Raw genomic sequence first — 21,132 nt, 5'->3', positions numbered from 1 at the left:
GAGTTGTGGTTGAGCCCCCCTCAGTCCCCCCCCGGATCCCCGTGCGGCTACTCCGCCTGGTACGGCAGTGTCGTGCCGGGCAGCGCGTACTCGTCGCGGCGGCCGCACATCCCGAAGCCGCCGAGCCGGGTGGGCGCGGCCTCGTGGGCGGTGGCCTCGCCGAGGTAGGCGGGCTCGCCGGCGGCCAGCGCGTCGAGCTGGGCGCCGGTGCGTTCGGCGGTGGCCAGGGCGCCGGCCTGCCACAGGGCGCGCCAGGTGGGCACCTTGTCGCGCACCAGGCGGGCGGCGGCGCGCTGGAACTCCCGGTAGGGGCCGTCGTCCCCGGCGACGAGCGACTCGCGCAGGGCGAGGTAGCCCTTGACGGCGAGGTCCCTGCGGCGGCGGGCGGCCGCCGCCGTCTCCGGTCCGGTGCCGGGCGGCAGGGCGGCCGCGGCGGCGTACCTCTCCGGGTCGGCGAGCACCTCGGGCGGGAAGGTGAACACGGCGTCCCCCGCCTCGGGCAGGCCGCTGTTCTGCATCAGCACGGTGATGCGCAGGTCGCCGCCCTGCACCATGCGGTGCACGGTGCCCGGCGTGAACCAGGCGACGGAGCCGGCCGCCAGGGGGATGTCCCGGTAGCCGTCGGGGCTCAGCGTCTGCACCGCGCCCCGGCCGCCGGTGACGACGTACGCCTCGGTGCACACCAGGTGCAGATGGGGGCTGCCGCCGCAGACGCCGTCGGCGGCCTCCCAGTCGTAGGCGCTCAGATGGGACAGGCCGACCGCTCCGGGCAGCGGGTGCGGGAGCGCCGGCTTCGGTTCGCTCACCACGGCAGGCCCCCCAGGTAGGTGCCGACCCGGTCGCGGTCCCAGGCGCCGTCGGCGACGACGATGCGGTAGCGGTACGCGAAGGACTCGCCCGGCGGCAGCTCGAACTCCTCGAAGAACGCCCAGGAGAAGGCGACCGTCGGGAACGGCTCGGAGCGGACGAACCAGTGGGACTCGTGGATCGCGGACGTCTCGTCGAGGTTCTCGGGCGCGTGCGCGAAGACCAGGGTGGAGTGGCCGTCGACGTCGTCGTGCTCGGTGGTGAACGCGAGCCACGGGCCCTGGGTGCCCATCAGCTTGCCCGCGTCGGCGTCGGTGTCCGGGGCGAAGACCGTGCCGCCGGTGAAGTCGCGCGGGCCGCGCCACTGGAGTCCCGTGTAGCCGGCCATCTCGCGGCCCGCCGTGGTCGGGGAGCCGAAGGCCAGGGGCTCGGAACGGGTGTTGGTGAGGCGGATCGACCAGTCGAGGGCCCAGGCGCCGGTCTCCTCGTCCACCCCGTGCACGGTCAGCCCCCGCACTTCGCGCGCCCACTCCTGGCCGCCGTTCTCGATCCAGGTGAGGTCCTCGGTGAAGGAGAGGCGGTCGTCCTCGACGGTGAAGGCGGAGAAGCCGTCGTGCCGCATCGAGCCGACCCGCTCCGGCAGGCGGAGGTAGCCCTGGCCGTGGACGTAGCAGTTGCCGCCCCAGAAGTTCTGGCCGGACAGATGGCTCGCCGTCATCTGCAGGCCCTTGTGCCAGCGGTGGTCGTTCGGGCGGTAGCCGGTGACCGTGCGGCCGGACAGGGTGCGGACGGGATGGGCGTAGGGCTTGCGGGACTCGAAGGGATCCGGGTCGGGGCGGTAGACGTAACGGAGGATCTCCGTGCCGTTCGCCGCCGTGACGGCGATGTCCTCGCCGTGCGTGTGGGTGACGCGGATGCTCATACGCGCTCCTTGGGGGCCCAGTCGGGGTACTCGCCGTGCATGGCCTCGTAGAACGGGTCGCCGGGGCCGATCTCCCCCGTGTGCACGGATCGGCCGGTGAACGCCGCCTTGTACAGGGCGGCGGCGAACTCGAGGGTGGCGCGGGCGTCCCGGCCGCTGCCCGGTGGTCGGGTGCCGCTGTCGTAGGCGTCGAGGAGCGCGCCGAGCTGGGCCGTGTGCGAACTCGGCACGTCGTGCGCGGGGGTGCGCCAGGCGATGGCGCGGTCGGAGGCGACGTGCGGGGCCGGGGTGTAGACCCAGCTGTCGTTGCTGTGGCCGTACAGGTGGGTGAGTTCGACGGTGGCGTCCGCGCAGTCGATGCGGATGCGGCTCACCTCGTCCGGGGAGAGCACGCTGTTGACGACGGTGGCGAGGGCGCCGCTCCGGAAGCGGACCAGGGCGGTGGAGACGTCCTCGCTCTCGGTGTCGTGGACGAGCCGGGCCGCCATCGCCCGGATCTCCTCCCACTCGCCCAGGAGGTGCAGCAGCAGGTCGTACTGGTGGATGCCGTGGCCCATGGTCGGTCCGCCGCCCTCGCTGGCCCACTTCCCGCGCCACGGCACCGCGTAGTAGGCGGCGTCCCGGTGCCACGTGGTCTGGCAGTGGGCGACCAGCGGGGCGCCCAGCTCGCCGCTCGTGATCAGCTCGCGGGCGTGCACGGCGCCGGAGCCGTAGCGGTGCTGGAAGACGACCGCCGCGTAGGCGCCCGTGGCCTCCTCGGCGGCGGCGATCTCGTCGTACTCGGCGAGCGACAGGGTGAGCGGCTTCTCGCACAGCACCCAGGCACCGGCCTTGAGCGCGGCCACCGTCTGGTCCCGGTGCAGGGAGGGCGGCGTGCCGATGAGGACCAGGTCGGGGCGTACGGCGTCCAGCATCGCGTCCATCGAGGTGTACCCGGCGACCTGCTCGCCGGCCAGCTCGCGGAAGGCGTCGAGCCGCTCCTGGTCCACGTCGACGGCGGCGACCAGTTCCACCCGGTCGGAGTGGGCCCGCAGCGCGGGCAGGTGGCTGCCGCCGACGATGGCTCCGGTGCCGACGACGGCCACGCGGCGGCGGGTGGGAGACCCTGGGGACACGGACATGCGGCGCTCCTCGGACGGCCGGCGGACTCACGCTTGGAAAGCGCTTGCACTCGGAAGGTGACCCTAGGCGGGAGAGAATGTCTGGACAACCCCCCTGCACGGACCTGCACAAGGTCTGCCCGTGCGTTCTCCCAGCTTGGGGCGGATATTCCGGTGGGCGCCGCGGCCGGGGAAACAGCGTTCCCCCGCCTTCCTGCGGGGGTATACCCCACAAGGGAAGTGGCTGCCAGCCGGAGTGATCAGGCGGTGGGCCCCTCCCTACCCTTCTGTCGCACACACCCCCTTCATCGACATGTCCCTGCCATGCCGTCGGGGGTATCCGCGACAGGAAGGACACCCACGTGTTGTCCCGCCTCCCGGGAATCGCGAGGAGAGCCGCCCTCGCCCTCACAGCCAGGGCTCTCGCGTCCACGGCGCCGCCCGCCACGGCCGCCGAGCGAGCCCCCGGCTCCGACCCCCTCGCCCGCTACCATCAGCAGCGCCTGGCCACGGGACGCCTGCCGGCCCGGGACGTGGACTGCGCGGCGCGCGCCCGCGGGTGACCCGGGCCGCGCGCACGCGGCACGGCGCGTGACGCGGAGCCGCACACCGGCACGGCGCGTGACGCAGAGCCGCACACCGGCACGGCACCCGACGGGGAGCCGTACACCGGCACGGCGCTCTCCCGGCACGTCGTGGGGTCCGCCGCCCGGCACACCGTGAGGTCTGGCGCCCGGCACGCCGTGGGGTCTGTCGCCGGGCAGGCCCTACGCGCGTGCCTCGCCCCGTCCTGGAGCGGTGGGCCGGTCGCGGAAGCGGTAGCGGCGTTCGGGCCGGCCCGCGACGCCGTAGCGCAGGGACACCTCCACCCGGCCGACGGTGTGGAAGTGCTCCAGGTAGCGGCGGGCGCTCACGCGGGAGACGCCGGTCAGGGCCGCGCACTCGGTCGCGGACAGGGTGTCGTCCGCCGCGCGCAGGGCCCGCTCGACCAGCTCGGCGGTCTCCACGCTCATGCCCTTGGGCAGGGCCGGGGCCGCCGAGGGCGGTCCGGCCGCTCCGGCCAGCACCCGGTCGACGTCCGCCTGGTTGCGCACGACCGTGCCCAGCAGCCGGCCGCGCCGCTCGGCGTAGCGCTCCAGACGGGCGCGCAGCTCCTCGGAGTCGAAGGGCTTGAGGAGGTAGTCGACGACGCCGTGCCGGACGGCGCCGCGGACGGTCTCGGCCTCCCGGGCGGCGCTGACCACCATGACGTCGCAGTCGTGGCCGGCGGCCCGCAGCCGGGGGATGACGTCGAGGCCGAAGATGTCCGGCAGATGGAGATCGAGCAGGACCAGGTCGGGGCGCAGCTCGTCGACGGCGGTGACGGCCTGCTCCCCGCTGCCGGCGACGCCGACGACGCGGAACGGCTCCACGCGCTCGACGAAGGCGCGATGGACCTTGGCCACCATGAAGTCGTCGTCGACCACGAGGACGTCGATCATCCCGGACGTCCCGGGCTCGCTGGTCATCGGGGTCCGCTCCTTCCGCGCCGGGGCCGCCCATCATGGCGTCCACCTGCGGTGAAGGAAAGAGACGTGCACGGCGGGGCCCGCCGGCCGGGCAGGACACCCCCGCTGCCGGCGACCGCAAAGACCAAAACCTCCGTTGGTTCCGCAAGAGAGACAGCCCGTCGGCGTCCGGTGCAGCATGTGGCCCACCTCACCCTCCCCCACAGGGCCTTTACCTACCCGCATCGACGTACCGACAGGTGGTGGCACTCGTGCGCCTGCGCACTCCCCTCGCCCTGCTCGGGGCCGCCGTGCTCGTGCTCGTCGGTCCGCCGCTGGTGACCACCGGCAGCGGCACCGAGACCGGCACTCAGATCCCGGGCCTGCGTTTCATGGTCCCCAACACGCCCGGCGGCGGCTACGACATCACGGCCCGGACGGCCGCGAAGAACGCCGAGGACGCCGGACTGACCCACAACATCGAGGTGTTCAACCTGCCCGGCGCGGGCGGCACGGTGGGCTTGAGCCGGCTGGTGAGCGAGCACGGCAACGGCAAGCTCGCCATGTCCATGGGCCTCGGGGTCGTGGGCGCCGTCCGGTCCAACGACGCGCCGAAGACACTCGGCAACACCACGCCGATCGCCCGGCTCACCGAGGAGCAGGACGTCGTCGTGGTCGCGAAGGACTCCCCGTACAAGACGATCGACGACCTGATCGGCGCCTGGAAGGAGAACCCGGGCAAGCTGCCGGTCGGCGGCGGCTCCTCGCCCGGCGGGCCCGACCACCTCGCGCCGATGCTGATGGCCCGGGCCGCCGGGATCCCGCCGAAGCAGGTCAACTACATCCCCTTCGACGGCGGCGGCGAGCTGCTCGCCTCCATCCTCGGCAACAAGGTCGCCTTCGGTGTCTCCGGCGTCGGCGAGTACCTGGACCAGATCAAGGCGGGCGAGCTGCGCCTCCTCGCGGTCACCGGCCCGGAGCGCGTCGAGGGGCTGGACGCGCCCACGCTGAAGGAGGCGGGCTACGACGTGAACTTCACCAACTGGCGCGGCATCGTCGCCCCGCCCGGCCTGACCGACGGCGAGCGGGACAAGCTCGTGCGGCTGATCGAGGAACTGCACGACTCGGACGAGTGGCGGAAGTCCCTGGAGCAGAACGGCTGGGACGACGCCTTCCTCACGGGCGAGGAGTTCGGCGCGTTCCTCGACGCCGAGGACAAGCGCGTGGTTTCGGTGCTGAAGGAGCTGGGACTGTGACGACGCAGACCACCGACATTCCGCCCGCGCAGGGCAGCGAGAAGCGCTCGTGGCTGCGGGAGCACTCCGAGCTCGGCGTGTGCGCGCTGCTGCTGGCGCTGGGCGTGCTCGTCCTCACCGACGCGCTCACCATGGACGTCGACATCGCCCAGCGCGGCCCCGTCGGCCCCAAGACGGTGCCGGTCGTGGTCGGCGCGGGACTGCTGCTGATCGCCGCTCTGCTCGCCGTGGACGTGCTGCGCGGCGGCCGGGGCCAGGCCGAGACCGGCGAGGACGTCGACCTGTCGGAGCCCGCCGACTGGCGCACCGTGTTGCTGCTCGCCGGGGTGTTCCTCGGCGCGGCCGTCCTGATCGAGCCGCTCGGTTTCCCCGTCGCGGGCGCCCTGCTGTTCTGGGGCGCGGCGTTCGCGCTCGGCAGCCGCAGGATCGACCGCGACCCGCTCATCGCGGCCGGGCTCTCCCTGGTCACCTACACCGTCTTCAACAACCTGCTCGGAGTGCCCCTGCCCGGCGGTCCGCTGATGGGAGTGCTGTGACATGAACGCCCTCAACTCCCTCATCGACGGGTTCGGTACGGCCCTCACCCCCGTCAATCTGCTCTGGGCCGCGATCGGGGTGCTGCTCGGCACGGCGATCGGCGTACTGCCGGGTATCGGCCCGGCGATGGCGGTCGCGCTGCTGCTGCCGGTGACGTACGGGCTCGACCCGATCGGCGCGTTCATCATGTTCGCCGGCATCTACTACGGCGCGATGTTCGGCGGCTCCACCACCTCCATCCTGCTCAACACCCCGGGTGAGAGCGCGGCGGTGGTGGCGGCCATGGAGGGCAACCCCATGGCCAAGTCCGGGCGCGGCGCCCAGGCCCTCGCGGCCGCGGCGATCGGGCACTTCGCGGGCGGCATGGTCGGCACGATCCTGCTGGTCGCGCTGGCGCCGACGGTCGCCGAACTGGCCGTGGACATCGGCGCGCCGGACTACTTCGCCATCATGGTGCTGGCGTTCATCGCGGTGACGTCGGTGCTGGGTTCGTCCCGGGTCCGGGGCATGGCGTCCCTGCTGATCGGCCTGACGCTCGGCCTGGTGGGCCTGGACCAGATGACCGGGCAGCAGCGCCTCACCTTCGGCTCGCTGCAACTGGCCGACGGCATCGACGTCGTCATCGTCGCGGTCGGTCTCTTCGCGATCGGCGAGGCCCTGTGGGTCGCCGCGCACCTGCGGCGCAGGCCGCCGGAGCCGATTCCGGTGGGCCGGCCGTGGCTGGGGCGCGGGGATGTGAACCGGACCTGGAAGTCGTGGCTGCGCGGCCCGTTCATCGGGTTCCCGTTCGGCGCGATCCCGGCGGGCGGCGCGGAGATCCCGACCTTCCTGTCGTACGTGACGGAGAAGCGCCTGTCGAAGCACAAGGACGAGTGGGGCAAGGGCGCCATCGAGGGCGTCGCCGGGCCGGAGTCGGCGGCGTCGGCCTCGGCGGCGGGCACGCTGGTGTCGATGCTGACCCTGGGCCTGCCGACCACGGCGGTCGCGGCCGTGATGCTGGCCGCGTTCCAGCAGTACGGCATCCAGCCCGGCCCGCTCCTCTTCGAGCGCGAACCGGACCTGGTGTGGGGCCTGATCGCCTCCCTGTTCGTCGGCATGGTGCTGCTGCTGGCGCTCAACCTGCCGCTGGCGCCGGTCTGGGCGAAGCTGCTGCGCATCCCGCGGCCGTACCTGTACGCGGGCATCCTGTTCTTCGCGGCGGTCGGCGCGTACGCGGTCGGCGGTGAGGTGATCGACCTGGTGATCCTGCTGATCATCGGCCTGATCGGCTTCGGCATGCGCCGCTACGGGCTGCCGGTGCTGCCCGCAGTCATCGGCGTGATCCTCGGCCCGAACGCCGAGCAGCAGCTGCGGCGGGCCCTGCAGATCAGCGACGGGAGCGTCACCGGGCTGGTCAACACGCCGTTCGCGGTGATCGTGTACGCGGTGATCGTGCTGCTGCTGGCCTGGCCGCTGCTGAAGAAGGCGGTGATCCGGAGCCGCGCCGCGGCCTGACCCGGTCAACGCGGCACCCGCTCCCGGGTGCCGTCCGGGAAGCGGATCTCCACCTCTCCGGCCCCGGTGACCCGTACGCGCGTTCCTGAACCGCGCGCGTGCGGGTCGCCGTCGTTCACCTCCGGGTCGGCGCTCAGCACGACGAGGGTCACCAGCAGGTGGGTGCCGCCCGGGTGGGCGGGCAGGGTGAGGTGCGGGGTCGCCGAGTGGTGGCCGTGGGCGTTGGTGCCGACCGCGTGCGCCACGGCCGTCCCGGCGTCCCGCCACCCGTGCAGTCCGACGATCGTGCTGGTCAGTCCGTCCGCGCGCCGGGCCAGCGCCCAGCCGGGGCCGGTGCGCGCGGCGGGCGGCCCGGTGTCGTCGGCGACGGCCCAGCCGCCCTCGCGCACGGGCGTGCCGGGCGGCGCGTCGACCCGGTGCACCCGCACCTCCCACGGGCCGCGCACGACGCTGACCGTCTCGACGCGGTGGCCTTCGGCGCCGCCCGGGAGCACGGCCAGGTGCCAGGACGCGGCCCGGTCGCCCTCGACGCCCAGGGGGTGGATGCGGCCGCGCGGGCTGGGTGTGCCGTCGGGGGCGAGCAGGGCGATGTGGTTGTCGGGGGCCCGGTCCCCCGGCGTCTCGGGCGCCGTCGCGCTGGAGTAGGCGAGCCGGGCGTAGTGCGGGCTGTCCTGCGCTGTGGCGGGCGGGGGCGGCAGCCGGTCGCTGCCGTGGTTGACGAGCCGTACGATCCCGTCGGCCGCGGTGGAGTGCAGCAGCCAGCCCGGGGCCGGTAACGCGCGGCGCACGTCGCCCGAGTCGACCGGGCCGGGTTCCTCGGGAGCGGTCCACACCGGGTGATCGGCGGGCAGGAGCAGGCCGAGGAAGGCCTTGCTCGCCCAGTACGGGGAGGCCGGGCCCGAGTACCGCTGGGTGACCGGGAGGAAGGGCCCGTACCAGCCGAGGGTGAGCAGTCCCTCGGCGTCCGGCACGCCGCGCTCGGCGAAGTGCTTCAGCGCGCCGGAGGCGAGGCGGCGGGTGCGCCCGGGCGGGAGGGGGGTGGCGTCGGCGAGGGCGCCCGCCCACAGGGGCGCCGTCGTGGCGAACCGGTAGGTGAGGGAGCGGCCCTGGTGGACCGGTGCGCCGTCGGCGCCGAAGAAGTGCTGGTGGTCGTGGAGGAACGACCGCAGGCGCGCCCGGTGTTCCGCCACCAGCCCCGGATCGGCACGCGGCCCGGCGATGCGGGCCCACAGGACCGGGTACAGGTGCAGGGCCCAGGCGTTGTAGTAGTCGAACTTGCGGCCGTCGCCGTCGGTGTACCAGCCGTCCCCCCGGTACCAGTCCTCCAGGCGGGCCAGGCCCGCGTCGATCTCGGAGCGGCTGTGCGGGGCGCCGACGGAGGCGAGGAACTCCTCGGTGATGACCTGGAACAGCCGCCAGTTGGAGTCGTTGACGACCGCTCCGACGAAGCCGCCCAGCCAGTCGGCGATCCGCTGCCGTACGCGGTCGTCGAGCCGGTCCCAGATCCAGGGGCGCGTCTCGTGCAGGGCGATCGCGACGGACGCGGCCTCGACCATGGGCTGGCCGCGGTCGGTGATGGGCGGCCAGCGGTCGGGGCCGTGCGGGTCGGTGCCGGCCGCGAGTCCGACGGCGTACCGCTCGACCAGGTCGGGCCGCCGTCCGCCCGACCCGGCGATGCGGAAGGCGGCCAGCAGGAAGGAGCGGGCGAAGCCCTCCAGTCCGTCGGACCAGGGCCCGGAGTGGCTGGGCGGTCCGGGGAGGCGGTACTGGGCGAGGCCCCGGGTGGCGTAGGGGGTCAGGGCGTCGAGGAGGCGGTCGGCGATCGCCTCCCAGTGGGCCCGGGTCCAGCCGGTGACCGGCGAGGTCAGCGGGTCGGACGGCGGCAGTTGGGGGAGGTGGGCCGGGTCGGGGAGCGACACGTGCGGCGCGCTCATGCGGGTGTGGTTCCTCCGTGGGTCACAGGGCGCGCCCGGTCGGGGGCGGGCCGACGCTGTCGCGGACGACGATGTGGGTGCCGAGCAGGTGGTGCGCCCCGGCGGCGTGCTCGGGATCGCGCAGCGCGATGCGCACGGCGGCGCGGCCGAGTTCCTCGGCAGGGGTGCGGACGGTGGTGAGCGGCGGGTTGAAGTCCTCGGCGAGCGGGATGTCGTTGTAGCCGACGACGGAGACGTCCCCGGGCACGCTCAGCCCGGTGTCGGCGAGGGCGCGCAGGGCGCCGGCGGCGACCATGTCGTCCCCGGCGAAGACGGCCGTGAACTCCCTTGTTTGCTTCAGCAGTTCGGTCATGGCGCGGTGGCCCGCGGCGCGGCCGAGGCCGCAGTCGACGACGTGCGCGGCCTCGGGCGGCAGCCCGTGCTCGGCGAGAGCGGCGCGGTAGCCGGCCACGCGGGCGTCGAGGGCGGTGTTGCCGGGCAGACCCCCGAGGAAGACGATCCGGCGGTGCCCGGCGGAGAGCAGATGGCCGGTGACGGCGTGTGCGCCGGCCTCGTTGTCGAACTCCACGACCAGCGCGGGGATGCCGGGGTCGGGCGCGGGCCGGCCGCAGAGCACGAGCCGGGCGCCGGAGGAGTCCAGGGCGTGGGCGTAGTGGGCGACGCGCTCGCGGTAGGCGTCGTCCTCGACGACCCCGCCGACGAGGATCACCAGCCGGGCCCCCTCCTCGCGCATGAGCTGCACGAACTCCATCTCGCGCTGCGCGTCGCCGCCGGTGGCGCCGACCACGCAGAGCCAGCCGCGGTCGGCGGCCTCGGCCTCCACGCCCTCGGCGACCTGCGCGTAGAAGGGGCTGGTGACCTGGCGGACGACGACGGCGGCCATCTTGCGGCCGCCGCCGACCAGGGCGCGGGCGTGCGCGTTGGCCACGTAGTCCAGGTCGCGGGCCGCGCGCAGGACCCGGGCCCGGGTCGCGGCGGGCACCGGGTGGTTGCCACTGAGCGCGCGGGAGGCGGTGGCCGTGGACACGCCCGCCCGCTCGGCGACCTCGCGGATCGTGACCCGTCCCTTGGACACCATGTCGTTCCCCATCCCCCGCATCCCCTCTTCCGGCCACCGCCGCTCAGGTGTTGGCCGCGTAGTCCTTCGCGTACTCCTCGGCCATTCTGTCGCCGCCGCGGCTCCGCCACTTCTTCACCGTCGCGTCCCACTCCGACAGGGGCAGGCGTCCGGCGATGATGCCGGTGACGGTGTCGTCGAGGAGGGTCTTGAGGGTGGCGCCCTGGGCGTTGTTCGTCGCGGACTGGAGCCCGAAGGAGGCATCGCGGACGGCGTGCGGGACGACCTTCCGCTGCCAGGCGTGCAGGGCGCGCACGGCGTCGGGCATGCCGGGCACGAACAGCACCTGGGGGCCTTCGGCGAGGTACTTCAGCGGCAGGTTGGTGTTGTTCTCGACCTCGCCGAGCCTCGTGGGTACGGGTGAGCCGTCCTCGGCGCGGGTGAAGTGGACGCCCTCGACGCCGTAGTGGACGAGTTCCCACTCCTCGCTGCCGAAGGGCGCGGCCAGGTAGTCGAGGATGCGCAGCAGCAGTTCGACGCGCTCCTTCTTCGCCTGCTTCAGGACGGTGTAGCCGAAGGAGCGGCGGGCGGCGACGATGCCTCCGGGCTCGCCGCCCACGCTGTACGGCAGGGCCGCCGCCGGGGTCATCTTGCCCTGCGACTCCCGGTACTTGGGCAGGTAGGCGCCGAAACCGTCCTGCATGGAGCCGACGGTGCCGTTGTAGTAGAGGGTCGTGAGGTCGATCTGCGAGATGGACGTGGCGTCGGGGTGGTAGGAGCCGTTCTTGCGCAGCTGCGCCCGGAAGGCGATCGACGCCTTGTAGCGTTCGTCGGCCGCCGCCGGGAGGAAGGTGCCGTTCTCGGTGACGGCCCAGCTCTGGGGCGCGTTGTGGGCGGCGGAGTGGTAGCCGTTGCCGAACAGGGACCCGGTCGCGGCGCCGAGCATGTACGTCTTCCCGCGGGTGCCGCGTCGGGCCACGGCGGTGAAGTCCTCGCCGGTCCAGTCCTCCGTCATGCCCGCGTCGGCGAACATGTCCTGGTTGATCCACAGTGTCGAGCCGGGCAGTGGGCGTTCCAGCGGGATGCCGTAGATGCGGCCGCCGATGCGGCCCATGTCTCGCCAGGCGTGGGTGGGGATGTTGGCGAGGTTGGGGTATTCGGTGATGGCGTCACCGGAGAGGTAGGGCGTGAGGTCCTGGGCGCGGCGCTGCACGAACTGGGCCTCGCGGGGCAGGGTGAAGCCGGAGAACATGTTGATGATGTCCGGCAGGGCGTCGGCGTCGCCGGCCATGACGGTCGCCATCTTCTTCTGGTAGTCGGCCTGGGAGATGATCGTGTACTCGATCTTGACGCCGAGGGCCTTCTCGACGGCGGCCCAGAACCGGTTCTGCGAGGCGGGCTTGGGCGGGGTGCCGAAGGAGACGGTCATGACGCGGACGGTGGAGCCGTCGCCCGGGGTGCGGGAGACCGACTTGACCAGGTCGGAGGGGTAGGAGGTGTATCCGGCCTGGACACCGGCGTCGGTGGGGGCGAGGTCGGGCTCGGGGCCGGTCGTGGGCCGGTGGGCCGGCCAGGGGGCGAGCTTCTTCCCGGCGTTGGAGACGTCACCGTCACCGGATTCCGACGAGCAGGCGGTCAGCAGACCGGGGGCGGTGACGGCGGCACCGCCCGCCGCCATGGAGCGCAGGAGGGTGCGTCGGGACATGCGGGGCATGGGTGAACCACCTCGTGTCAGCTCTTGATGGCGCCGGTGAGCACGCCCTTGGTGAAGTACCTCTGCAGGAAGGGGTAGACGAGCAGGATCGGCACGGTTGCGATCACGAGCACCGCCATCTGCACGGTCTGCGGAGCGGTGACGGTCGCTTCGCCGGTGGTCGCGTCGGTGAGTCCGGCGCCCGCCACCACATAGGTGCGCAGCACCTGCTGGAGCGGCCAGTGGTCGCTCTCCAGATACAGCGAGGCGTAGAACCAGGAGTTCCAGTAGGCGACGGCGTAGAACAGGCCGACGACGGCGAGCGCCGCCTTGGACAGCGGCAGCACCACCGACACCAGCACCCGCCAGTCCCCCGCGCCGTCCAGCCGGGCCGCCTCGTACAGCTCCTCGGGGATCGACTGGAAGAAGCCGCGCAGGACGACGAGGTTGAAGACGTTGACCAGGACGGGCAGGACGAGCGAGGCGTAGGAGTCGAGCAGGCCGAGTTCCTTGACGAGCAGGAAGCTCGGGATCATGCCGGGCGGGAAGAGGAACGTGAACAGCACCAGCAGGAGCACGGGCCTGCCGCCGAAGACGCCGGGGCGGGACAGCGCGTAGGCCAGGGTCACGGTGCAGGCGAGGCTCAGCAGGGTGCCCACGATCGTCACCCCGGCGCTCACGCCGAGGGCGTGGGTGACGATGCCGCCGTCGAAGATGTCGCGGTAGGCGTCGAGGGTGGGCTCGCCGGGCCACAGCACCCAGCCGCCGTTGTCCACGACCTCCTGGGTGGACGCCAGGGACGTCGACACGATCACCAGGAACGGCACGCACACCAGCAGCACGACGGCGGCCAGGGCGAGGGCCTTCGCGGCCTGGGTGAGCGGCCGGGGCCGCTCCATCCAGCCGGGACGGGCGGACGCGCTCACCGGTAGACCCCCTGTTCGCCGAGGCGGTGGGCGACCTTGTTGGCCGCGTAGACGAGGAGGGCACCGACGAGCCCCTTGAACAGGCCCGCCGCGGCGGCGAAGCCGTAGTCGCCGCCGACGATGCCCTGGTGGTAGACGAAGGTGTCGATGACCTCGGCGGCCTGGGGTCCGACCGCGTCGCGTTGCAGCAGCATCTGCTCGAAGCCGACGGAGAGGATGTCGCCGAGCCGCATGATGAGCAGCAGCACGATCACCGGGCGGATGGCGGGCAGGGTGACGTGCCAGAAGCGGCGCCAGGGTCCGGCGCCGTCGATGGCGGCCGCCTCGTACTGCTGCTCGTCGACCTGGGCGAGCGCGGCGAGGAAGATGATCGTGCCCCAGCCGGCGTCCTTCCAGATGACCTGGGCGACGACGAGCGGCTCGAAGGCGTCGGGGTTGCCGATGATGTCGACGGTGTGCAGACCGGCCCCGCTCAGACCGCTGTTGAGCAGGCCGGTGTCCCCGAGCACCTGCTGGAAGAGCGCGACGACGATCACCCACGAGATGAAGTGCGGGAGATACGCCACCGACTGCACGAACCGGCGCACCGAGGACCAGGTGAGCGTGTGCAGCAGCAGGGCGAGGCCCAGCGGCACCGGGAAGTAGAAGACCAGCTGGAGGACCGCGATCCAGAGGGTGTTGAGGACCGCGTCCCAGAAGGCGCCGTCCTCGACCATGCGCTGGAAGTTGCCGAGCCCCACCCAGGGGCTGCCCCACAGGCCGTCGAACGGCACGTACTCCTTGAACGCGATGACGTTGCCGACGAGGGCGCCGTAGTGGAAGAGCAGGAAGTAGGCGAGTCCGGGCACCATGAGCAGGAACAGGGTCCGGCTCTGAAAACCTTTACGCGAGCGCTTCGTCCGTGCGGGGCGACGGCGATCCGGGTCCACCCCCTTCACACCTGCTGGTTTCCGTAAGGCAGTTGCCACGGCTCCCCCTCACCTCGGCGTGTCCGGTGAGGGGAAGTTAAAACGCTTTCACTGTGTGGTCAACACTTCTGACACACACGGGGATTCGCCGCGGGTGACGTGGGGTCAGGCCGAGAACAGCCCTCTGCCCAGCCAGTCGGAGGAGTCCCGGACGCCGGGCAGGGCGAAGAAGTAGCCGCCGCCGGTCGGGGAGATGTAGTCGACGAGGGGTTCGTCGATCAGCCGGGTCTGGGTCGCTTCGAACTGGCGCCGTACGTCCTGCTGGTAGCAGCAGAAGACCAGGCCCATGTCGAGGTTGCCGACGTTGTCGACGCCCCGGTCGTAGTTGTAGCCGCGGCGCAGGATGCGGGAGTCGTCGGTCGCCGCGGTGCGCGGGTTGGCGAGGCGGATGTGCGCGTCGAGCGGGATGGCGGTGCCGTGCGGGTCCTTGGCGTAGTCGGGGGTGTCGGTCTCCTGGGCGCCGTCCAGCGGGGCGCCGGTGTCCTTGCGCCGGCCGAACATCAGCTCCTGCTCGTTCAGCGAGACCCGGTCCCAGAACTCGACGAGCATCCGGATGATCCGGACGACCTGGTAGCTTCCGCCGGTCGCCCAGCCGGGTTCGCCCTGCCCCTCGCCGACCCACACGAGGTGGTCCATCTCCCGGGCCGAGGCGACGTCCGGATTGGCTATGCCGTCCTTGAAGCCCAGCAGGTTGCGCTGGGTTCCGCTGGGCCGGGGCGCGTTCTGGAAGCCGTCGACCCGCCACCGGATCTGCATCGCGCCGCGGGTGTGCTTGGCGATGTCGCGCAGCGCGTGCAGGACGGTGTCCTGCCGGGCCGCGCAGATCTGCAGCGACAGGTCGCCGTGGCACTCGGCGGGGTTCAGGTTGTCGTTGGGGAAGGTCCGCATGGGCGTGAGCCGGCGGGGTCTGGCCTTGGCGAGTCCGTAGCGGTCGTCGAACAGGGAGGCGCCGACGCCGACCGTGACCGTGAGCGCGTCGGCGGGGACGACCGGGCCGAGGATGCCGTTGTCCGACGGCGGGGAGCCGACGCCGAGGTCGACGGGGGTGCCGCCGGAGGTGAGGAAACGGGCCCGTTGCGTCACCGTCCGCAGCAGCTCGGCGAGTTCCTCGCGGTCGTCGGAGATGACGTCGAAGGAGACGAAGGCTGCGGCCGCCTGTGGAGGGGTGAGGATCCCCGCCTGGTGGGACCCGTGGAAGGCCACGGGACCGGCGTCCGCCCCGTCGGCGGCCCGGGCCGTACCGCCGCCGCTCCCGGCGAGCGCGAACCCGCCCCCGGCCAGCACGGCCCCGGCGGCCCCGGCGCCGAGGGCCGTCCTCACGAAGGAACGGCGGCCGGTGTGGGCGGGGCAGCCCGGCGGAGGCGTGTCGGCGGACGGCATGGGGACGTTCCCTTCGGGGTGTTCAGGGCGTTGGCAGTGTTCGGGATGTTCGTGGTGTGCGGGGTGTGCGGGGCGGTGAGGACGGCGGTCGGTGCTCACGCGGACTTCCTGATCTCGAGCAGGTCCGGTACCGGGGAGAGGTCTTCGAGGAGCTGACCGGTGGCCCCGTCGATCCGGGCCTTCGCGGTCCGGTCGAGCCGTGCGACGGGGGTCCAGCGGCCCGCGCGGTGCTCGGCGTCGAGCAGGGCCTGCAGGCGCGCGATGTCCGCGTCGGCGGTGGGGAGCAGGTGCGGGGCGCGGGTGGTGAGCAACGGCCTGAGGACGGTGAGCAGTTCACGCGTGCCGGCGAGGTTGGCGTCGGCGGTCGCCAGTCCGGTACCGCTGCCCTGGTCGGTGTCGCCGGTCAGCTCGAACTGGAGGGTGTTCTCCAGGATCTCGTGGGCGCGCAGGGGCAGGTCGGAGGGGTCGAAGTCCTGGTGCGGGAAGGCCTTCCGGAGCCCCTCGGCGCTGTCGGCGAGCTGCTGGGCCGGGCCCTTGAGCCAGGCCGCCGACCGGCCGTGCCACAGCCCGTACTCGACCCGGTGGAAACCGGTGAAGTCCTTGTCGCGCACCCCGCCCGGCAGGCCGTCGGGCCGGCCGTCGATCCTCTGGTCGAACTCCTCGAAGGTGCCGTAGGCGGCGCCCAGGGAGGCGTAGGTGCGGTGGGCGGTGAGCCAGTCGGTGCGGGCGGAGTCCAGGTGGCCGGAGCGGATGTCGTCGTCGAGCCTGCGCGTCTGCCGCACGAGGGTGGCCAACCCCCGGTCCACGTAGGCCCGGTAGGCCGTGAGCGGCGCGGCGAGGTCCCGCTCGGAGACGGGGACGACGGCCGTGTCGCCGGCGGCACCGCCGACCCGCACCGCCTTGGAGGTGACGGCGTGGCCGTCCGTGGGCACGCAGCGCCAGGCGTAGCTGCCGCCCGCCACGGTGGCGACGAGCTCCCGGGTGGTGCCCGGGGCGAGGCCCTCGACCTCGCCGTAGACCGCGTGGGTGGCGGGGTCGATGAGGTACACCTCGGCCGTTTCGGCCCCCGTGTTGTGCATCCGGAAGGTCTGCCGCCCCGGCCGGGGAGCGGTGAACCCCTGACCGCAGTCGCTCTCGGAGACGGCGACGGTCTCGCCGCCACCGGGCTTCGGCCGCGCCAGGGCGACGACGGCCCCGGCCAGCACGGCGGGCACGACGACGACGGCGACGGGCAGGAGCCAGGCGGGGCGACGGCGGGCGGGGGTTCGGCGCGGGAGCGGCTCGCCGACTCCGTCTCCCGCCGACACAGCGGACCGTGACTCGGGCGACTCGGCGGCCTCGCTCTCCCCCGACTCGGCGCCCCGGGCCGCGAGCGGCTCGCCACCTCCGCTCCCCACGGACGCGACAGCCTGCGGCCGAACCGGCGCCGCCCGGGCGTCGGTCCGAGGAACAGCGCCCCGAGACCGGAGCCGGGCGGCCTCGGCAGCAGCCGGCGCGGCGCCCTCGGCAGGGCCTGGCGCGGCGGACCCGGCAGGCCCCAGCGCGACGGACCCGGCCCCGGCCCGCGCCCCGCCATCGGCCCCAGCCGGTGTCGCGACCCCCGCCCGCCCTCCGGGCACATCCCCCGCACCCGCCGCTTCCCCCGCGCCGCGGGCCGCCCGCACCCCCGCCACTCCCCGCACGAACAGCGTCATCACCACGGCGAGATACCCGCCGTACCCGGCCACCTGAAGCCACGTCATCGTCGGCGTCAGGTTGAGCACGCCCTGGAGCAGGGTGCTGTACCAGGACCCCGCGTCCACACTGCCGCTCAGGTCGAAGGCGTAGGCCGTCCCGCCGGGCAGGACGCCACCCTCCTGGAGGTCACGGAGCCCGTAGCCGAGCACGCCGGCGGCGATGACGACGAGCACGGCGCCGGTGACGGTGAAGAAGCGGGTGAGGTTGATGCGCAGCACCCGCCGGTACAACGCCCAGCACAGGCCGCCCGCCAGGACGAGGCCGACGCCCGCGCCGGTCATCGGCCCGGCCGACTCGTTCGCCGCACGGGCCGTGGTCCACAGGAACAGCGCGGTTTCCAGGCCTTCGCGCCCCACCGCCAGGAAGGAGGTGAGCACCAGGACACCCGCGCCCATGGCCAGCGCCTCGGTGACCTTCTCCTTGATCTCGCCGGCGAGGTTGCGCGCCGAGCGGCGCATCCAGAACACCATCGCGGTGACGAAGGCGACGGCCACGACGCTCAGCGTGCCGCCGAAGGCCTCCTGGGCGGTGGTGGAGAGGGACGCGGCGGTGAAGGTGAGGACCGCGCCGAAGCTCAGGGAGAACGCGATCGCGGCCAGCACCCCGGTCCACACCTGCGGCAGCCGGGACTTGGCGCCCGCCCGCACGAGGGTGGCGACCAGCACCGAGACGACGAGGCCGGCTTCCAGTCCTTCCCGGAGCCCGATCAGGAAACTCGGAAACGCGTCGTCCCACATGAACCGCGACCCTCCAGGCCCCGAGCCCCGACCCACCCTCAGATGACTTAGCCAAGGCATGCCTTACTGACGCGGACCATCATGACCTCGGAACTCTGGGCATCCGGTCATGAATGCCTCATGGCCCGGCAAAAGTCCGCGACGCCGCCTGACATCGGTTCCACCCCCATCCCTCTTGACGCGTCAATGACAACAATGGCTTGATGTGATGGGAGCGCTCCCACCTCACCCAGGGAAGGGACCACCATGCACAGAACCCGCCGCTCGTCCTCGCGCTTACGGCTCGTCCCGCTCCTCGGCCTCCTGGCCGCCCTGCTCCTCCCCCTCGGCCTGACGCTCGCCCCGCACGCCACGGCCGCCCCCGCCGCGGACCCCGTCCGGGTCATGCCGCTCGGCGACTCGATCACCGGCTCGCCGGGCTGCTGGCGGGCGGTGTTGTGGAACCGGCTCGTCGACAGCGGTTACAAGAACCTCGACTTCGTCGGCACGCTCCCGCCGCAGGGCTGCGGACAGGCGCACGACGGTGACAACGAGGGGCACGGCGGCGAGCTGGTGACCAACGTCGCCGACCAGAACCTGCTGCCCGGCCGGCTGGCGGCCACCCGCTCGGACATCGTTGTCATGCACTTCGGCACGAACGACGTGTGGAGCAGCATCGCCCCCGACCGCATTCTCACCGCCTACACCAAGCTCGTCGCGCAGATGAGGGCGTCCAACCCGGACATGCGGATCCTCGTCGCCCAGCTCATCCCGATGAACCCGAGCAGTTGCGCGGCCTGCGCGCAGCGGGTCGTCGACTTCAACGCGCGGATTCCCGACTGGGCCCGGGCGACGGCCACCGACCGCTCCCCCGTCACCGTCGTCGACCAGTGGACGGGCTTCAGCACGGCCACCGACACCTACGACGGCGTGCACCCCAACGCCTCGGGCGACGCGAAGATCGCCGCCCGCTGGTTCCCGGCCCTGGCGGCCGTCCTCGACGCGGGCGTCCCGCAGGACCCGGGCGGCCCCGGCGAGAACCCCGCCGCCTGCACCGCGCGGTTCCGGGCCGTCTCCTCCTGGCAGGGCGGTTACCAGGGCGAGGTGACGGTGACGAACACGTCCGCCACCGCCGTCTCGGGCTGGACGGTGACCGTCGTACCGGCGGGCGGCGCGCGCCTCGGCCAGGCCTGGAACGGCAGCCTCACGACGGCCGCCGACGGCACGGCCACCGTCACGAACGCGGCGTGGAACGGAGCGCTGGCCCCCGGCGCGAGCGCCACGTTCGGTTTCGTCGCCACCGCCCCGGCAACGGCCGGGACCCCGGCGGCGACCGTCACGTGCACGGCGAAGACCCCGGCCGCCTGACACCGGCCCGGACCGATCGCACCCGGCAAGCCGGCAAACAACCCGGCCGGCCATCACAACTCAGGCCCCACCGACCCCACACCCGGAGCCGCCATGAGACGCCAGACCGCACCCTCCGCCCGGCGAACGGCCGCCGTCGCCGTCTCGCTCCTCGCCCTGCTCCTCTCCTTCCTCTCCCTCGGCACCCCGGCGCAGGCGGCCCGCACCGGCTTCCGCGTCGAGAACGGCCGGTTGCTGGAGGCCTCCGGGAACGACTTCGTGATGCGCGGCGTCAACCACGCGCACACCTGGTACGCGGACCGGATCAGCTCCCTCGCCCACATCAAGGCCAAGGGCGCCAACACGGTCCGCGTGGTCCTCTCCAGCGGTGACCGCTGGACCCGCAACGACACCGCCGACGTGGCGAACGTGGTCTCCCAGTGCAAGCAGAACCGGCTGATCTGCGTGCTGGAGGTGCACGACACCACCGGATACGGAGAGCAGAGCGGAGCCGTCACGCTCTCCCGGGCCGCCGACTACTGGATCAGCGTGCGGAGCGCGCTGACCGGTCAGGAGGACTACGTCATCGTCAACATCGGCAACGAGCCCTACGGCAACACCAACTACGCGGCGTGGACGGCCGACACCAAGGCGGCGATCCAGAAGCTGCGGGGCGCCGGCTTCGACCACACGATCATGGTCGACGCGCCCAACTGGGGTCAGGACTGGGCTTTCACCATGCGTGACAACGCCGCCTCGGTCTTCGCCGCCGACCCGGACGCGAACACCGTGTTCTCGATCCACATGTACGGCGTCTTCGACACCGCCGCCGAGATCACCGACTACCTGAACCGCTTCGTCACCGCGAAACTCCCCATCGTCGTGGGCGAGTTCGGGCACGACCACTCGGACGGCAACCCGGACGAGGACACCATCCTGGCCGTCGCCCAGCAGCTCCGCCTCGGCTATCTCGGCTGGTCGTGGAGCGGCAACGGCGGCGGGGTCGAGTACCTGGACATGGTCACGAACTTCGACCCGAACCAGCTCACGCCCTGGGGTCAGCGGCTCTTCAACGGCGCGAACGGCATCGCCGCCACCGCCAAGGAGGCCGCGATCTACTCCTCCGGCGGAGGCGACACCACTCCCCCGACGGCCCCCGGCACCCCGAGGGCCTCCGGCGTGACGTCCTCGTCCGTCACCCTGACCTGGGCGGCCGCCACCGACGCGACGGGCGTCACCGGCTACGACGTCGTCCGGATCAGCGGCGGCACGGAGACGGCCGCCACCACCACGGCGACGACCACGGCGACCGTCACCGGCCTGTCCCCCGCCACCGCGCACACCTTCGCCGTCTACGCCCGCGACGCCGCCGGCAACCGCTCGCCCCGCTCGGGCACGGTGACGGTCACGACCTCGCCCGGCGGCTCCCCGTCGGCCTGCGGCGTCGGTTATCGGGTGACGAGCAGTTGGCCCGGTGGTTTCCAGGGCGAGATCACCCTGCGCAACACCGGCACGTCGGCGATCAACGGCTGGACGCTGCGCTGGACCTTCCCCGACAGCCAGCGCATCACCAACCTCTGGGGCGGCATGGCCACGCAGAGCGGCTCCGAGGTGAGCGTCGCGGCCGCCTCGTACACGGCGACGATCCCCGCGGGGGGCTCGGTCACCCTCGGCTTCACGGCCACCCGGGCGACCGCGAACCCCAGCCCGACGGCCTTCACCCTGAACGGCGCCGACTGCTCCGTGAGCTGACACCGCACCTGCGACGGTG

General features: G+C 72.8%; 17 protein-coding genes. 6 read left to right on the top strand and 11 right to left on the bottom strand.

Going from position 1 to position 21,132, the window contains the following annotated elements:
* Window positions 1-47: 47 nt before the first annotated feature.
* The 3 genes from ACSUPV_RS37235 to ACSUPV_RS37225 are packed head-to-tail and all read right to left on the bottom strand — an operon-like array spanning window position 48 to window position 2,850.
* Entirely contained in the window at window positions 48-809 is a 762-nt protein-coding gene (locus ACSUPV_RS37235) for a cupin (RefSeq protein WP_436949464.1), read from the bottom strand.
* The gene (locus ACSUPV_RS37230) at window positions 803-1,729 is read right to left on the bottom strand and encodes a PmoA family protein (protein WP_359792956.1); all 927 of its coding nucleotides are present in this window, start codon (window positions 1,727-1,729) and stop codon (window positions 803-805) included. Before ACSUPV_RS37230 ends, ACSUPV_RS37235 begins: the two co-directional genes overlap by 7 nt.
* Window positions 1,726-2,850, bottom strand: coding sequence for a Gfo/Idh/MocA family protein (locus tag ACSUPV_RS37225; RefSeq protein ID WP_359792958.1), 1,125 nt, complete (start codon window positions 2,848-2,850; stop codon window positions 1,726-1,728). The genes ACSUPV_RS37230 and ACSUPV_RS37225 overlap by 4 nt, the downstream gene beginning before the upstream one ends.
* Window positions 2,851-3,191: 341 nt before the next feature.
* On the opposite strand from ACSUPV_RS37225, the gene ACSUPV_RS37220 reads away from it, so the two are divergent.
* On the top strand, window positions 3,192-3,392 hold the full coding sequence (locus ACSUPV_RS37220; RefSeq protein ID WP_436949463.1) for a hypothetical protein: 201 nt from the start codon (window positions 3,192-3,194) through the stop codon (window positions 3,390-3,392).
* 204 nt (window positions 3,393-3,596) lie between these two features.
* On the opposite strand, the gene ACSUPV_RS37215 is transcribed toward ACSUPV_RS37220, so the two are convergent.
* On the bottom strand, window positions 3,597-4,337 hold the full coding sequence (locus ACSUPV_RS37215) for a response regulator (protein WP_436949462.1): 741 nt from the start codon (window positions 4,335-4,337) through the stop codon (window positions 3,597-3,599).
* 251 nt (window positions 4,338-4,588) lie between these two features.
* On the opposite strand from ACSUPV_RS37215, the gene ACSUPV_RS37210 reads away from it, so the two are divergent.
* The 3 genes from ACSUPV_RS37210 to ACSUPV_RS37200 are packed head-to-tail and all read left to right on the top strand — an operon-like array spanning window position 4,589 to window position 7,603.
* Complete coding sequence (locus ACSUPV_RS37210; RefSeq protein WP_037762332.1) at window positions 4,589-5,572, top strand: Bug family tripartite tricarboxylate transporter substrate binding protein; 984 nt, start codon at window positions 4,589-4,591, stop codon at window positions 5,570-5,572.
* Window positions 5,569-6,108, top strand: a complete 540-nt coding sequence (locus ACSUPV_RS37205) for a tripartite tricarboxylate transporter TctB family protein (protein WP_031120669.1) — start codon at window positions 5,569-5,571, stop codon at window positions 6,106-6,108. Before ACSUPV_RS37210 ends, ACSUPV_RS37205 begins: the two co-directional genes overlap by 4 nt.
* 1 nt (window position 6,109) lies before the next feature.
* Window positions 6,110-7,603, top strand: coding sequence for a tripartite tricarboxylate transporter permease (locus ACSUPV_RS37200; RefSeq protein ID WP_031120668.1), 1,494 nt, complete (start codon window positions 6,110-6,112; stop codon window positions 7,601-7,603).
* Between the two features lie 5 nt (window positions 7,604-7,608).
* Here the strand turns inward: ACSUPV_RS37200 and ACSUPV_RS37195 are convergent, their stop codons facing one another.
* The 7 genes from ACSUPV_RS37195 to efeU all read right to left on the bottom strand — a co-directional run bounded on the left by ACSUPV_RS37195 (window position 7,609) and on the right by efeU (window position 18,035).
* Entirely contained in the window at window positions 7,609-9,537 is a 1,929-nt protein-coding gene (locus ACSUPV_RS37195; RefSeq protein WP_436949461.1) for a DUF2264 domain-containing protein, read from the bottom strand.
* A gap of 22 nt (window positions 9,538-9,559) precedes the next feature.
* Window positions 9,560-10,627, bottom strand: coding sequence for a LacI family DNA-binding transcriptional regulator (locus tag ACSUPV_RS37190; protein WP_436949460.1), 1,068 nt, complete (start codon window positions 10,625-10,627; stop codon window positions 9,560-9,562).
* 31 nt (window positions 10,628-10,658) lie between these two features.
* Complete coding sequence (locus ACSUPV_RS37185; RefSeq protein ID WP_436949459.1) at window positions 10,659-12,308, bottom strand: extracellular solute-binding protein; 1,650 nt, start codon at window positions 12,306-12,308, stop codon at window positions 10,659-10,661.
* Window positions 12,309-12,325: 17 nt separating this feature from the next.
* Window positions 12,326-13,213 carry a carbohydrate ABC transporter permease gene (locus ACSUPV_RS37180; protein WP_037762217.1) on the bottom strand — a complete coding sequence of 296 codons (888 nt, stop codon included), beginning with the start codon at window positions 13,211-13,213 and terminating at the stop codon, window positions 12,326-12,328.
* Complete coding sequence (locus ACSUPV_RS37175) at window positions 13,210-14,064, bottom strand: ABC transporter permease (protein WP_037762214.1); 855 nt, start codon at window positions 14,062-14,064, stop codon at window positions 13,210-13,212. The genes ACSUPV_RS37180 and ACSUPV_RS37175 overlap by 4 nt, the downstream gene beginning before the upstream one ends.
* Window positions 14,065-14,286: 222 nt before the next feature.
* Complete coding sequence (efeB, locus tag ACSUPV_RS37170; RefSeq protein ID WP_031120660.1) at window positions 14,287-15,561, bottom strand: iron uptake transporter deferrochelatase/peroxidase subunit; 1,275 nt, start codon at window positions 15,559-15,561, stop codon at window positions 14,287-14,289.
* Window positions 15,562-15,656: 95 nt separating this feature from the next.
* Window positions 15,657-18,035, bottom strand: coding sequence for an iron uptake transporter permease EfeU (efeU, locus tag ACSUPV_RS37165; protein ID WP_436949458.1), 2,379 nt, complete (start codon window positions 18,033-18,035; stop codon window positions 15,657-15,659).
* 246 nt (window positions 18,036-18,281) lie between these two features.
* Here efeU and ACSUPV_RS37160 point away from each other — a divergent pair, with 246 nt between their 5' ends.
* Both ACSUPV_RS37160 and ACSUPV_RS37155 read left to right on the top strand, forming a co-directional pair.
* Complete coding sequence (locus ACSUPV_RS37160) at window positions 18,282-19,382, top strand: GDSL-type esterase/lipase family protein (protein ID WP_436949457.1); 1,101 nt, start codon at window positions 18,282-18,284, stop codon at window positions 19,380-19,382.
* A 93-nt stretch (window positions 19,383-19,475) separates the two neighbouring features.
* A complete protein-coding gene (locus tag ACSUPV_RS37155; RefSeq protein ID WP_436949456.1) occupies window positions 19,476-21,113 on the top strand; it encodes a cellulase family glycosylhydrolase in 1,638 nt (545 codons plus the stop codon).
* The last annotated feature ends 19 nt before the right edge of the window (window positions 21,114-21,132 follow it).

The sequence above is a fragment of the Streptomyces sp. SudanB52_2052 genome (genome assembly GCF_964272415.1).
Classification (GTDB): Bacteria; Actinomycetota; Actinomycetes; order Streptomycetales; family Streptomycetaceae; genus Streptomyces; species Streptomyces olindensis.
The sequence above is the reverse complement of the archived record's forward strand: the minus strand, read 5'-3'. Positions and strand labels throughout refer to the sequence as shown.